Origin of the sequence: Streptomyces thermovulgaris, assembly GCF_002155915.1 — a bacterium.
Classification (GTDB): domain Bacteria; phylum Actinomycetota; class Actinomycetes; order Streptomycetales; family Streptomycetaceae; genus Streptomyces; species Streptomyces thermovulgaris.
This window is the reverse complement of sequence record NZ_MUME01000040.1, coordinates 21,660-37,356: the sequence shown is the minus strand read 5'-3', so window position 1 is coordinate 37,356 and position 15,697 is coordinate 21,660. Positions and strand designations below refer to the sequence as shown.

Genomic DNA, 15,697 nt, shown 5'->3' with positions numbered 1-15,697 from the left:
TTCCCCGCCCCCACTCCTCACCCTCACCGCGACAGAAAGGCAGGCACCGTGGGACAGCCCACCCACGCCCGAAACGGCCGGGACGACAGCGACTGGTGGCGCTCCGCCGTCATCTACCAGGTGTACGTGCGCAGCTTCGCCGACGGCGACGGGGACGGCACCGGCGACCTCGCGGGCGTCCGCTCCCGGCTGCCGTACCTCGCCGAACTCGGCGTGGACGCCCTGTGGTTCACCCCCTGGTACCTCTCCCCGATGAAGGACGGCGGCTACGACGTCGCCGACTACCGCACCATCCACCCCGCCTTCGGCACCCTGGCCGAGGCGGAGAAACTCATCGCCGAGGCACGGGAGCTGGGCATCCGCACGATCGTCGACATCGTGCCCAACCATGTCTCCGACCAGCACCCCTGGTTCCGCGCCGCCCTCGCCGGCGGCCCCGAGCGCGAGCTGTTCCACTTCCGTCCCGGACGCGGGACGCACGGCGAACTCCCGCCCAACGACTGGACGTCGCAGTTCGGCGGCCCGGCCTGGACCCGGGTGCCCGACGGCACCTGGTACCTGCACCTGTTCGCCCCCGAGCAGCCCGACCTCAACTGGGCCCACCCGGCCGTCCGCCAGGAGCACGAGGACGTCCTGCGGTTCTGGTTCGAGCGCGGTGTCGCGGGCTTCCGCATCGACTCGGCCGCCCTGCCGGCCAAGGACCCCCGTCTGCCCGACTTCGTCGAGGGCCGCGACCCGCACCCGTACGTCGACCGCGACGAACTCCACGACATCTACCGCTCCTGGCGCCGGGTCGCCGACGAGTACGGCGGGATCTTCGTCGGCGAGGTGTGGCTGCCCGACAGCGAGCGCTTCGCCCGCTACCTGCGCCCCGACGAACTGCACACCGCCTTCAACTTCGCCTTCCTGTCCTGCCCCTGGGACGCCGCCCGGCTGCGCACCTGCATCGACGACACCCTCGCCGAGCACGCCCCCGTGGGCGCCCCCGCCACCTGGGTGCTGTGCAACCACGACATCACGCGCACCGTCACCCGCTACGGCCGCGCCGACACCGGTTTCGACTTCGCCACCAAGGCCTTCGGCACCCCCACCGACCTCGCCCTCGGCACCCGCCGGGCCCGCGCCGCCGCCCTGCTCTCGCTCGCCCTGCCCGGTGTGGTCTACCTCTACCAGGGCGAGGAACTCGGCCTTCCCGAGGCCGACATCCCCCTCGACCGCATCGAGGACCCGATGCACTTCCGCTCCGGCGGCACCGACCCCGGCCGCGACGGCTGCCGGGTCCCGCTGCCCTGGGCGGCCGGGGAACCGTACGCCGGTTTCGGTTCCCGGCAGGAACCCTGGCTGCCGCAGCCCGCCGACTGGCCCGAGTACGCCGTCGACCGGCAGCTGTCCGACCCGTCCTCCATGCTCCGCCTCTACCGCGAGGCGATCCGCCTGCGGCCGGTCCTCGGCACCGCCCCCCTGAGCTGGCTGCCCGCCCCCGACGGGGTCCTCGCCTTCACCCGGGCCGAAGGCACGGCCTGCGTCGTCAACCTCTCCGCCGCCCCCGTCGACCTGCCCGGACACACACGCCTCCTGCTGAGCAGCGGCCCCCTGGACGACCAGGGCCGCCTTCCGCAGGACACGGCGGCCTGGCTGCGCATCTGAAACCCGCGCAGCCGGGCCGCCGGACCGCACCGCGCTATCCCCGTACCCCACACGAAGGGATCAGCACATGCACGGCACCAGCAGCGCCAGACCGCTGTGGCGCATCCCGGTCCTCGGCGCGACCGCCGCCCTCGCGGCCGGCATGCTCGTCGCCCTCGGAGCACCCACCGCCCATGCGGCCGCCGGGGCCACTCTCCCCTTCACCTCGGTCGAGGCCGAGTCCGCCGTCACCAACGGCACCAGGATCGGCCCCGACTACACCCAGGGCACCCTCGCCTCCGAGGCCTCCGGACGCCAGGCCGTCCGGCTGGACCCGGGACAGCGCGTGGAGTTCACCGTGCCACGCGCCGCCAACGCCCTGAACGTCTCCACCAGTGTCCCCGACGGCCAGTCCGGCACGCTCGACGTGTACGTCAACGGCACCAGGCTGTCCAGGACCCTCGAGGTCACCTCCAAGTACTCCTACGTCGACACCCCCTGGATCCCGGGCGCGAAGACCCACCACTTCTACGCCAACAGCAGACTGCTGCTCGGCCGGGACCTCCAGGCGGGCGACAAGGTCGCCCTCCAGGCCACGAACGTCCAGGTCACCGTCGACGTGGCCGACTTCGAACAGGTGCCGCAGGCCGCCTCCCAGCCCGCCGGATCGGTCTCCGTCACCTCCAGGGGCGCCGACCCCACCGGCCGGAACGACTCCACCCAGGCCTTCCGGGACGCCATCGCCGCCGCCCAGGGCGGGGTGGTGTGGATCCCGCCGGGCGAGTACCGGCTGACCTCCTCCCTGAGCGGCGTCCAGAACGTCACCCTCCAGGGAGCGGGCAGCTGGCACTCCGTCGTCCGCACCTCCCGCTTCATCGACCAGCAGCACTCCTCCGGAGGCGTCCACATCAAGGACTTCGCGGTCATCGGCGAGGTCACCGAGCGCGTCGACTCCAGCCCCGACAACTTCGTCAACGGCTCCCTGGGGCCGAACTCCTCCGTCTCGGGCATGTGGCTCCAGCACCTCAAGGTCGGGCTGTGGCTGACCGGCAACAACGACAACCTCGTCGTCGAGAACAACCGCATCCTCGACACCACCGCCGACGGCCTCAACCTCAACGGCACCGCCAGGGGAGTGAAGGTCCGCAACAACTTCCTGCGCAACCAGGGCGACGACTCGCTGGCCATGTGGTCGCTGTACAGCCCGAACACCGACAGCAGCTTCGAGAACAACACCATCTCCCAGCCCAACCTCGCCAACGGCATCGCCATCTACGGCGGCACCGACATCACGGTGAGGAACAACCTGATCCTCGACACCAACGCCCTGGGCAGCGGCATCGCGATCTCCAACCAGAAGTTCCTCGACCCGTTCTTCCCGCTGGCCGGCACGATCACGGTCGACGGCAACACCCTGGTGCGCACCGGCGCGATGAACCCCAACTGGAACCACCCCATGGGCGCGCTGCGCGTGGACTCCTACGACAGCGCCCTCAACGCCACCGTCAACATCACCAACACCACGATCACCGACAGCCCGTACAGCGCCTTCGAGTTCGTGTCGGGCAGCGGCCAGGGACACCCGGTCAGAGGCGTCACCGTGAACGGCGCGACCGTGCGGAACACCGGTACGGTCGTCGTGCAGGCCGAGACACAGGGCACGGCCACCTTCCGGAACGTCACCGCCACCGGAGTGGGTGCGGCGGGCGTGTACAACTGCCCCTACCCGCCCGGCTCCGGCACCTTCACACTGGTTGACGGCGGCGGCAACTCGGGCTGGGACGGCCTCTGGTCGGACTGCTCGACCTGGCCGCAGCCCGGCCAGGGCAACCCCGACCCCGACCCGGACCGCAACCTCGCCCAGGGCCGCCCCGCCACCGCCACCGGCTCCCAGGACGTCTACACGCCCGGCAAGGCGGTCGACGGCGACGCACACACCTACTGGGAGTCCACCAACCACGCCTTCCCGCAGTCCTGGACGGTCGACCTCGGCTCCCGGCAGGACGTGCGCCGGCTGGTGCTGAAACTGCCGCCGCTGACGGTCTGGGGCGCACGCACCCAGACCGTCACCGTGCAGGGAAGCACCGACGGCTCGGCGTACTCGACCGTGGTCGGCTCCCGGGACTACCGCTTCGACCCGGCGACCGGCAACACGGTCACCGTGTCCCTGCCCGACGGCACCAGCCTGCGCTGGCTGCGGCTGACGGTCCACGCCAACACCGGCTGGCCCGCCGGACAGTTCAGCGAGGTGGAGGTGTACCGGACTTTGTGACCGCAGGTGCCCCGCGCCTCGCCGCCCGGATCTGCTCGTACACCCGGGTCCGCAGCTCGGCGAAGCGCGGGGCCACCCGTGTGCGCACCTGGTCCCGCTCGCCGTGCAGGCCGGCCTCGAGCTGCTCCTGGACGACGGCGGGGGAGGGGACAGGACGATCGCCCGCCGGCCGGGACGGACCGCTTCGTCGATGTCACGGGTGACGAACAGGACCGTGACGTCCCGCTCCCGCCACAGCCCCCGCACCAGGTCCTCCGGGCCGGCCCGGGTCCGGGCGTCGACGGCCGCGAGCGGCTCGTCCATCAGCAGCACCTCCGGCTCGTACGCCGGGGCCCGCGCGATCGCCACCCGCTGCTGCATCCCGCCCGACGGCTGCCACGGACAGGCCCCGGCCGCATCCGCGGGCCCGACCGCGGCGAGCGCGTCCGCGACACGGCCGGTGGGCGGGAAGTGGGCCTCCCCGACCGGGCCGAGCCGCGGCACCGCCTCGCCCGGGCCGAGGAAGACCGCGAGCCCGGCGCCCCTTCCTTCTCGGTGCGGTGCAGGACGAGCGGCTCCCCGAGAACGGTCCGGCCGGGCGACTCCTCCCGCCCGGCCTCGTGACTTCAGGCGACGGCGTATCCACTGGTTCCCGGCGAACACGGTCATGTGCGGCATGGTCGTGTCCCCGTCGTGCCCGACGTCGTATCACCACCACCATGACGAGATCGCCCATACCCGGCAGTACCACTTCCGCGACTCGCCGAACTCCATGGACCGGCGGCTGCCGTCGTCAGCCTTCGGGCGGCCGGTGCGTCGCCCTGGAGAAAGGCGTGAGCGGGCCGGTTGTGTCGACCACCTTCCCGGCCGACGTCGGCGATCGTTGCGCCGGTCGATCGCGGGCAAGCACCGGACGAGCCGCAAGCGCGCCTCAATTGACGCGGTTTCGAGTCACATCGCTTGTGAACACGATCACTTCACATGAAGTAAGAGGTGTGAATGCCTTGTGGGTCCCAATGAAGATCATTTAAAACTTCCCCGACTTTGCTTCCTTGAGGTGGGGGATTCCGTGCGTCCAGTACGTCCGCTTGTTGTCGCTGTCGCGTTCGTGCTGGCCGTTCTGGCAGGCACTGAGCAGACCGTGCTTGCGGTGGATCAGTGGACGAGAAACAGTTCCGGAGAGGAAGCCCCCAGGCAACGATGGGGTTCTGCGGCCGAACGCAGCCACTCCGCGACCGCGGACGCGACGGCTGCTTCCGCCAAGGGCGGGCATGCGGGGCCGCTCACGAACCGCGGTGAGCTGCCCGTCGAGAACGAGGCGGGGATGACCCGGCTGGCCAGCACTCCGAAACTGCCGAAGCCGGGGCCGGTGCGGAAGACGCGGGCGCCCAGGACGCCCGCCGTGCAGGGCTTCGACCCCAGGCACAGCAAGGAACTCAAGGGCGAACGCGGGGAACGCCGGCGCACGTACCGGAACGCGGACGGCACCTACACCACACGCTTCTACACCGAATCGGTGAACTTCCGCGCGAAGGACGGCAGCTGGAAGACCATCGACACCACGCTGGTGCGCCAGGACGACTCGGGCGCACGGACGATGGACGTGAGCGAGCCGGGCTGGGAGACGGAGTCGACCGAGTCACCGGTGTTCTTCGCCGGCTCCGCCGACGCGGATCCGCTGGTGCGGATGGGACTCGGCGACGGCCTGTCGGTGGGGTACTCCATCGAGGGGGCCGATGCAGTCACGGGGCGGGTCGAAGGCAGCCGGATCACCTATGCGGGGGTGCGGGACGCCTCCGACGTAGAGCTGGTGGCGGGTGGCTCCTCGGTGAAGGAGGTGGTGGTCCTTCATGACAGGACCGCGCCCCTGGAATGGCGCTTCCCGCTGGAGCTCGAGGGGCTGACGGCTGCTCTGGACGGTCACGGCGGCATTGTCTTCACCGATGCCGACGGGGCACGGCGGGCCTGGATGCCGCCGGGATGGATGCAGGACTCCGCGACATCAGGTGACTCCACCGAGGGCGCGGTGTCCTCCGGGGTCGACTACAGCCTGGACGAGAAGAACGGCCGTCAGGTCGTCGTGATGCGACTGGACGCGGACTGGCTGAACGCACCGGAGCGGGTGTTCCCGGTGCGGGTCGACCCGTCGGTGAAGTCCTTCGCCGCCACCTCCGGAACGTACGTGGAGTACCCGTACAACCAGAACTTCGCCTCGGACACCGTGCTGAAGGTGGGCACCTACGACGGCGGCAGTCACAAGGCGGCGGCCTTCCTCCGCTTCTCGGGTGTCGAGAGCACGCTGAAGAACGCCTGGGTGCTGGGAGCCAACCTGGCCCTCTACAACACGTGGTCGTACTCGTGCACGGCACGGCCGGTGACGGTGCATCCGATCACCTCGAACTGGTCGGAGACCACGACGTCGAAGTGGCCGGGACCGTCGACCGGTTCGTCGCTGGCGTCGAAGAGCTTCGCGCACGGCTGGCGTCCGGCGGGAACGGAGACATGGTCGTGCGGTCCGGCCTGGGAGACCATCAAGCTCGGTTCGGCCGGCCGCACGCTGGTGGACGACTGGACGCACGGCCGGAAGAAGAACTACGGCCTGGCGGTGAAGGCGTCCACGACGGACTCCAAGGGCTGGAAACAGTTCGGTTCGGACGACTACCCGAACGGCAAGCCCAGTCTGGACGTCACTTGGACGAAGTACGGAGCCACGTACAAGCTCGGTGACTTCACCGCACCCGTGACCGCCACCACGCAGGGCGTGCAAAAGGTCACCGTCACCAATCAGGGCCAGGAAACCTGGCCGAAGGGCGGCAACTACAAGCTGCGGTACAACCTGTTCGACGCGTCCGGCAAGGAAATCACCGACAAGTCGAAGATCGCCTGGACGGAGATGCCCAAGAATGTGGCGCCGGGCGACAGCGTGACGCTGGACGCGAAGATCGCGCCCCTGACCCCCGCCACGTACACCGTGCAGTGGACGATGGACGACTACGGGGTGAGCCGCTTCACCTCCGCCGGTGTGCCCGGGCCTGCCGTGAAGATCTCGTCGGTGAACATCCCGCCGCAGCTGACGGCCGAGTCACCGGGCAGCGGAGTCACGGTCGACTCCCTCACTCCCACCCTGTGGGCGAAGGGAACGGACGCCGACCACTATCCGAAGGCGACGCTCCAGTACACCTTCGAGGTCTGCGAGATCGAGGGCAGCAACCTGCGCAAGAACTGCAGGAAAGGCACTCGCAGCACCGCGCAGCAGTGGGCGGTGCCGTCGGGCTGGCTGTCCTGGGGCACGTCGTACGCCTGGTACGCCTACGTCTACGACGGCGCCGCCACATCGGCCCAGCCCGGTCCGGCGCTGCTGACCACACAGGTGCCGCAGCCGACCGTGACCAGCCATCTGGGCGGAGCGGACGACGGCAAGGAGATCGGCACTCGGGCGGGCAACTACGTCACCGCGGCCACGGACGCGGCGATCACCACGGTGGGACCGGAACTGTCGGTCACTCGCACCTACAACTCCCTCGACCCGCGCACCGACGGAGCGTTCGGCGCCGGCTGGTCCACACGCTGGGACATGCGGGTGAGGGAGGAACCGGAGACGTCGACGGTGCTGGTGACGCTGTCCGACGGCTCCCAGGTGCGCTTCGGCCGGAACCCCGACGGCACGTACACCGGACCGTCGGGCGGCACGCTCACTCTCGTCCGCCAAGGAGGAGAGGGCTGGACACTGCGGGAACGCTCCGGCGCCACGTACCACTTCATGCCCGGCGGCACCCTGGCCCGGATCGTCGACGCGGCGGGTCGCACACAGGCCGTCACGCACGAGGCGGAGGACGGCGGCCCGATCAAGAAGGTCACCGACACCCTCTCGGGCCGTTCACTGACCTTCACCTGGTCCGGCGGCCACGTCACATCGGTGACCACGAACGCCGTGGACGCGAACACTCCCGGCCTGACCTGGACCTACCACTACGACGGCGATCGGCTGGCCAGGGTCTGCGCACCGTCCGCCACCAAGTGCACGGTCTACGAGTACGGCGACGGCTCCGTCTACCGCAGCAGCGTCCTGGACGCCGCTCCCACGTCGTACTGGCGGCTGGGCGAGAGCGAAGGGGAGACGGCGACCAGTGAGGCGGTCTCCCGTACAGGGCTGAAGGAGGCCGTCTACCGCGACATTCAGCTCGGCACCGACTCCGCCATCGCCGGAACGGAGGACACCTCCGTCGGTTTCGACGGCACCGACTCCGTGATCGAACTGCCCGCCGACACCCTGAAGGGGGTGGCATACCCGGCCGTCGAGCTGTGGTTCAAGACGAGCACGCCCACCGGAGTGCTGCTCGGACTCCAGGACGGCGAGCTCGGCACGAAGCCGACCTCCTGGCGTCCGGTGCTGAACATCGACAGCTCGGGCAAGCTCCGCGGTGAGTTCTACCTCTCCGGTGTCTCCGGGGCGACTCCCATCGTGTCCTCGCAGACCGTGACCGACGGCAAGTGGCACCACGTGGTGTTGTCCGCCTCCGCCACCACCCAGACGCTGTACCTGGACGGGGCCAAGGTCGGCTCCCTGAACGGGACGATCATCGACCAGTCCGGTGCCAACGCCTATCTCGGCGGCGGCTACGGCAGCTTCGGATGGATGGGGCTGCCCGGTGGCGACTACTACTTCAAGGGCCAGATGGACGAGGTCGCCTTCTACGACCACCCGCTGGACGCGGCCACGGTCGCCGAGCACTACGCGGCCAGGGCCGTGACCGGCCAGATGACCAAGGTCACCCTGCCGTCCGGCCGGGTGCATGCCACCGCCGTCCACGATCCCGTCAGCGGCCGGCTGACCCAGCACACCGACGCGAACGGCGGCACCTGGAAAGTCTCCGCCCCTTCGTATGCGACCGCCTCGTCCTCCTATGCGAAGACGATCCAGCGCAGCGGCCCCACCGGCTACTGGCGGCTGGGCGAACGCAGCGGTGCACAGGCCGCGAGTCCCCTGAGCGATGACCTGACCGGCGCCTACCTGGACGACGTGCGACTGGGCAGCCCGGGCATCTTCGCCGACGGTGACGACACGGCCGCCGGTTTCACCGGTGACGGGGCGGTCGAGGTTCCTGTCGAGTCCCTGGGCCAGGGCAGGTCGATGTCGGTGGAGCTGTGGTTCAAGACCGCCGATTCCGGTGTGCTGGTCACTCACCAGAACGCCGAGTTCGGGAACACCCCGACCGGCTGGCGTCCCATGCTGGTGATCGACTCCGCCGGCAAGCTGCGCGGCAAGTTCACCCCCAGCGCGAGCAGCATCCTGTCGAAGCAGGCGGTCAACGACAACAAGTGGCACCACGTCCTGCTCACCGGCAACGAGGGTGCCCAAGTGCTCTTCGTGGACGGCGAGTACCAGGGGCAGACGGCCAGTGGTGTCGAGCCTCTGCGTCATGCCCACGTGCTCATCGGCGGCGGCTACGCCTCCAGCGGATGGGACGGTCAGGCAAACGGCTATCGCAATTTCACCGGCCAGATTGATGAAGTCGCCTTCTACGACAAGGCATTGGTCCCATTCACGCAGACCACCAACCCCGACGGCACCAAGGGGTGGACATACCCTTGGATGTTGCGCCTTCGGCCGGGCAGCACCGACACCCCCAACCAGCACATCCAGGCTCGCACGGCCCTGGTGAAGGGAACGGGAGGCCAGTATCGGGGTGTCGTCGTCGCGGATGCACCGGTCGCGTACTGGCGGCTGGGCGAGGCCTCCGGCACCGCACTGCGCAGTGAGGTCGGCGGTCCGGACATGAATGCCGTCTTCAGGGCGGACCAGGGCACTGTGCGCCAGTCTGCTCTCGACGCCACCGGTGTGTTCGGAGTCGGGGACAACCGGGCGGTCCACCTCGGTCGTGGCGGTCACATCGAAGTGCCCGGCTCCCTCCCCAAGGGAACGAGCGAGTTGTCGGCGGAGATGTGGTTCCGCACCTCGACCCCGTCGGCCGTGCTGCTCGGATTCCAGAACCAGCCCATCGGTCAGACACCGACCTCCTGGCGCCCGGTGCTCAACATCGACGGTGCCGGCAAGCTCCGCGGCGAGTTCTACCTCGCCGACGTCTCCGGAGCCACCCCGATCGTCTCGGCGCAGACGGTGACGGACGGGGAATGGCACCACGTGGTCCTGTCGGCCTCCGGCACGACGCAGACCCTCTACCTGGACGGCGTCAAGGTCGGTTCCCTGAACGGCGCGCTCACGGAGCAGGCACGCCCCTACGCCTACATCGGCGGCGGCTACGGAAGCTCCGGCTGGATGGGGCTGCCCGCGGACACGTACTACTTCAAAGGCGACATCGACGAGGTCGCCCTCTACCGCAAGGCACTGACCGCCGACCAGGTCTCCGCCCACTACCGCGCACAGGCCGAGGGCGTGGACTCCGGTCTGACGGCCACGATCACCCTCACCGACCCGAAGCAGAAGACCAGCAGGACCACCTACGACGCCCTGCACGGCCGGCGCGTCGTCTCCCGCACCGACGCCACGGGCGCGGTCACGTCCTACGCCTATGACACCGGCGGCTTCCTGCACACGGTCACCGACCCCAACGGGCATGCCACCGTCACCGGCCGTGATGCCCGCGGCAACGTGGTGTCGGCCACGACCTGCCGGGACGCCGACTCCTGCTGGACGAGTTTCTCCTCGTACCACCTCAACAGCAGCGACCCGCTCGACCCGCGCAACGACAAGCTGCTGACCTACCGCGACCAGCGGTCCAGCGACCACCTCGACAACCGCTACTGCACCTCCTACACCTACAACTCCCTCGGCCTGCCCCTCACCGCCGTCCGCCCGGACGGCAGCACGGCCTCCACCACCTACACCACCGGCACCGAGACCGCGGTCGGCGGCGGAACCACCCCGGCCGGCCTGGTGGCGACACGGACCACACCGGGCGGCGCGCAGACGTCGTACCGCTACTACGCCAACGGCGACCTGGCCGAGGCCGTCTCGCCGTCCGGGCTGGTCACGCAGTACACGTACGACGGGCTGGGCCGGGTGACGTCCGAAAAGCAGATCTCCGACAGCTTCCCCGACGGCGTGACCACGAGCTACGCGTACGACGCGGCCTCCCGTGCCGTCACCGAGACCGGCGCCGCGGTGAGGAACGAGATCACCGGCACCACCCACACCGCGAGGATCACCCGTGACTACGACGAGGACGGCAACCTGCTGTCCGAGACGACGGAGGACACCACCGGCGGCGATCCCGAACGCACCACGACGTACCACTACGACGCACACGGCCTGAACGACAGGATCACCGACGCCGAGCAGAACACCACCCTGTTCGAATACGACGAACTGGGACGGGTCACCGGCACGACCGACCCGGCGGGCACACGCTTCACGTACACCTACACCGCGCGCGGACAGCACGCCACCACCGTCCTGGAGGACTGGACCGGCGACCCGTCGGGCACCGTCCGGGACCTGACCGTGGTGTCCAACGCCTACGACCCGGCCGGCCGTCTGGCGTCCACGACCGACGCGATGGGGGCCACCACCGCCTACACCTACTTCGACGACGGTCTGCCCGCCACCGTCACGGCCGAGCAGGTCACCCAGGCCGACGGCACGAGGCACGACATCGTCCTGGAAGCCAACACCTACGACCCGGCCGGCAATCTGATCCGGCAGGTCACGAGCGGCGGCAGGACCACGTGGACGTACACGGTGGACGCGCTCGGCCGCACCAGGACCAGTGTTCTCGACCCGGGCGGCCTGAACCGGACGAGCACCTTCGTCTACGACGCCGACGACCGGGTGACGGAGCAGACGCAGACCGTCTCCGGCAGCAGGAAGCTCACGACGACCGCGGAGTACGACGCGGCGGGCAACCTCACGAGGCAGACCGTCACCGACGGCACCAGCACCCACACCACGACCGCAACCTACGACCAGCGCGGTCTTCCGCTCACCACGGTCAGCCCGCGCGGCAACGCCGCCGGCGCCGACGCGTCCGCGTACACCACCACCTACCGTCACGACGAACTCGGCCGCCTGGTGCAGGAGACCGCCCCGGCCGTCCAGGCCGAGGAGAACGGCGGCACGGCCACCACGGTCAGGCCGACCACGCTGATCGGCTACAACACCTTCGGCGAGACCACCGAGACCAAGGACGCCCGGGGGAAGGTGACCCGCACCGAGGTCGACCTGCTCGGCCGCACGACCGCCGTGACCCTGCCCGACTACACACCGCCGGGCAGCAGCACCCCGCTCACCGCGACCACCCGCACCACCTACAACGCACTCGGTCTGCCGCAGTCGGTCACCGACCCGCTCGGCCGCACCACCCGCTACGACTACGACCAGTTCGGCCGGCTCACCAGCAGGACCGACCCGGTCGCGAGCCCGGCGGACGCCCTGCGGGCACAGCCCGACCCCGGCCTGGTCGCGGGACCGGCCACGGACACCGAAGGCGGCGGCGTGACCCGCTACACCTGGACGCCCACCGGCCTCCTGCTCTCCGTCACGGACCCGACCGGCGCCCGCACCGAGGCCACCTACGACGAGCTCGGGCGGCAGCTGACCGCCACCACGATCGAGCGCTACCCGGGCCCGGTGAACCTGGTCACCCGCTACACCTGGGACGACGCGGACAACCAGGTCGCCTCCACGACACCGGGCGGCGTCACCACGACCAGTACCTACAACCCGGCGGGCGAGCCCACGTCCGTGACCGATCCGGCCGGCACCACCAGGTTCGACTACGACGGCCTCGGCCGCTCGATCGAGCTCATCGACGCGACCGGCCGCCGCACGACCATCGCCTACGACGCCCTCGGCAATGTCGTCGCGACCACCGACTACGGCACGGGCACCACCGCGCTGCGCACGACAACCGCCGAGTACGACGCCGACGGCAACCGTACGGCCGTGATCTCCCCGGAGACCCGGGCCCGGACCACCTTCACGTACGACGCGCTGGGCCGGGTGACCACACAGGTCGAGCCCGTCTCCGGCGGCGAGTCGATCACGACGGCCTTCGGATACGACGCGACCGGCAACCGCACACGTCTCACCGACGGCCGGGGCAACACCACCGTCTACACCTTCAACTCCTGGGGGCTGCCCGAATCCACGATCGAACCGGCCACGGACGCCCATCCGGACGCCGCCGACCGCACCTGGACGACCGTCTACGACGAGGCGGGCCAGGCGGTGACAGAACTTCTGCCAGGAGGGGTGAAGCGCGAGCGTACCTACGACGGCCTGGGCCGCCTCATCCGCGAGACCGGCACCGGCGCGGAAGCGGTCACCACCGACCGCACTTTCGGCTACGACCTCGCGGGCCGGTTGACCTCCGTCGGCTCTGACAATCCGCTCACCCCGAACACCTACACCTACAACGACCGCGGTCAGCTCCTGACGGCGGACGGCCCCGCCGGCGTTGTGAACTACACCTACGACGCCGACGGCAACATGACAGAGCGGAGGGACGCCAAGAACACGACCTCCTACAGGTACGACTCGGCGGGCCGGCTCGATTGGCTGAAGGACGAGATGACCGGTGCGGGCATCTGGTACGAGTGGGATGCCGCAGGCCGCCCCGTCATGGAGCGGTACGCAACCCAACTCGAGGCATCCACCAAGTGGGTGGAGTCGGCCCGGCGCAGCTACGGCTACGACAGCCTCGGACGTCTCACCGCCGACACCATCATCACACCGGACGAGACGACCAGCATCGCAACCACTACCTACGCCTACGACCTGGACGACCAGCTGACACGGAAGGAGACCACCGGCACGGCAGGAGCGGGGGAGCACGTCTACGGCTACGACCAGGCCGGACGTCTCTCCTACTGGACCAATGGGGGCCAGACCACGCACTACGAATGGGACGCGGCCGGCAACCGGGTCAGGGCCGGGGCGGTCACGGCGGAGTATGACGAGCGCAACCGCCTACTAACCGACGGCTCTTCCACCTACCGCTACACCGCACGCGGCACGCTTGCCACGGTCGAGACGGGAACCGACTCCCGATCGCTTGCCTTCGACGCCTTCGAGCGCAAGGTGACGGACGGGGCGTCGACGTACACCTATGACTCACTGGACCGTGTTGCCAAGAACGGGTCCACCGCGTTCCGCTACGACGGCGGCTCCAACAACCTCCTCGGTGACGGCACCACGGACTACAGCCGCACACCAGACGGCTCCCTGCTCGCCAGCGCCGATGGCACCACCACCCAGTGGTCCGTCACCGACCAGCACACCGACCTCGTCGCAGGCCTGTCCGTTGACGGCACTGAGGTCACCGGTTCCACAGCCTACGACCCTTTCGGTACGAAGATCGTCACCGAGGGCAGCATGCCTGCTGTCGGCTACCAGTCCGGCTGGACCGACCCGGTCAGCGGCGACGTCAACATGGCCGCTCGCTGGTACCAGCCGGGGACCGGCACCTTCGTCTCTCGTGACACCTGGCAGCTCGACGGTTCCCCTTCCGCGGAACTCAACCGTTACCTTTACGCGGACGCGGACCCGCTCAGCGGTATCGACCCCACTGGTCACAATCGCATCTGTGCTTGCGCAGGAGGAGGGTTCTTCCTGCGCAACGGCGGCGGCGCACGGGTGGGCGGCAGCCGTCCCCGGACTACCAAGTCGACAAAGGCCCCAGTCCGAAACAGGTCCCGGGGAAGAACCTCGTACCGTGACCGTCACTACGACATATGCAGCTCCAGAAACCCGCTTTGCGTCAGGTACCGCTCTGGAAACCGGCCCAAGCCCGTCCGCAGCACCGCACCTGCCCGGGGAGTGACGGGCCGCTGCACCATCACGTTCTGCGGCACACGCGGCAGCTTTTCCACCACCCCTTACCGCGGCACCGGTGGCCCTGTCCGCACCGGCGGAACCCGGCGCACTGGCACAGTCAAGCCCCCCAAACCACCTACACCGCAGAATCCCAACCGCGGCAAGAACCCCACTCCTGCACCTGCTCGTCCTGCTCCCAGGCCAAGCGTTGACATCGCACGCATTCAGCAGCAAGCACTGCAACAGGCAGTGGTCCTGGACCAACGGCATGTCATTGAAATGGCCCTGGCCGGGACGCAGCCATTCACTCCGGACGAAGTCGACGACTACGAGTTCGCTCCGGACACCACGGCGGATTCCGACGCCAGGGACGATGCCCCCTCCGACTGCCGCAGGCAGGGCACTGGATGGGTGGAGTACGGCCCACGGGACGTTGCGCACGGGAACCGGGCCACCGGTGTGGAAGCCTGCCTGGATCTCGCCTACGTGATTGCCCACCCCGGTACTCCCACCGAGACCCGTAATGGAATCAAGCCGCCTGGTTACGACTGGGCCCGTGCCTACGTCGGCTATCTGGGTGGTCGGCCTCGCGACGTCAACGCCTGCCATCTGCTTGGTGCTCAGCTCGGCGGATCGGGCACCGACCTGGCCAACCTGGCTACATGCGGAACCGACGCCAATTCCAAGGTCGGCAAACCCCGAACACCGATTCCTCCGATAGACAGCATGCTGGACTTCGAGGAAACCGTTCGGTCTCTCATTGATTCCCGGCATGTCGTGCGGTATGGGGTAACACCTCTCTACAGAGGAAGCCGGACCGTGCCTTACGAATTTCAAATGTCCTACACGGCGTGGGACAGCGGGGGACGTTATGTGGGCGCCGATGCCACCACCGTGTCGAATCTCATTTACACCGCTGGTCAAGGCTGGAAGAATCTAGGCACCGCGATCGATAGCCGCACCGGCGTCGACGTTCCCTGGCCAGGGCAGCCGTGAGCCCGGCCCTCCACTCAGTATCCGAAGGAACCCCACTATGCCTCATCCCG

3 protein-coding genes and 1 pseudogene are annotated in these 15,697 nt (G+C 69.1%); 3 read left to right on the top strand and 1 reads right to left on the bottom strand.

Annotated elements, in window-relative coordinates:
- The first annotated feature begins 48 nt into the window (after nucleotides 1-48).
- Together CCN35_RS04765 and CCN35_RS04760 are read left to right on the top strand one after the other, a co-directional pair.
- The gene (locus CCN35_RS04765) at nucleotides 49-1,647 is read left to right on the top strand and encodes a glycoside hydrolase family 13 protein (protein WP_067396986.1); all 1,599 of its coding nucleotides are present in this window, start codon (nucleotides 49-51) and stop codon (nucleotides 1,645-1,647) included.
- Nucleotides 1,648-1,714: 67 nt separating this feature from the next.
- A complete protein-coding gene (locus CCN35_RS04760; RefSeq protein ID WP_086791622.1) occupies nucleotides 1,715-3,898 on the top strand; it encodes a discoidin domain-containing protein in 2,184 nt (727 codons plus the stop codon).
- Here CCN35_RS04760 and CCN35_RS29935 read toward each other — a convergent pair.
- A pseudogene (locus CCN35_RS29935) lies at nucleotides 3,867-4,330 on the bottom strand (ATP-binding cassette domain-containing protein); the annotation flags it as partial. The gene CCN35_RS04760 and the pseudogene CCN35_RS29935 overlap by 32 nt on opposite strands.
- Before the next feature lie 871 nt (nucleotides 4,331-5,201).
- On the opposite strand from CCN35_RS29935, the gene CCN35_RS04750 reads away from it, so the two are divergent.
- The gene (locus CCN35_RS04750) at nucleotides 5,202-15,647 is read left to right on the top strand and encodes a LamG-like jellyroll fold domain-containing protein (protein ID WP_245863011.1); all 10,446 of its coding nucleotides are present in this window, start codon (nucleotides 5,202-5,204) and stop codon (nucleotides 15,645-15,647) included.
- The last annotated feature ends 50 nt before the right edge of the window (nucleotides 15,648-15,697 follow it).

Bases quoted from the DNA above. Each gene is read 5' to 3' on its own strand.
- CCN35_RS04760 (WP_086791622.1), top strand. From the start codon at position 1,715: ATGCACGGCACCAGCAGCGCCAGACCGCTGTGGCGCATCCCGGTCCTC.
- CCN35_RS04750 (WP_245863011.1), top strand. From the start codon at position 5,202: ATGACCCGGCTGGCCAGCACTCCGAAACTGCCGAAGCCGGGGCCGGTG.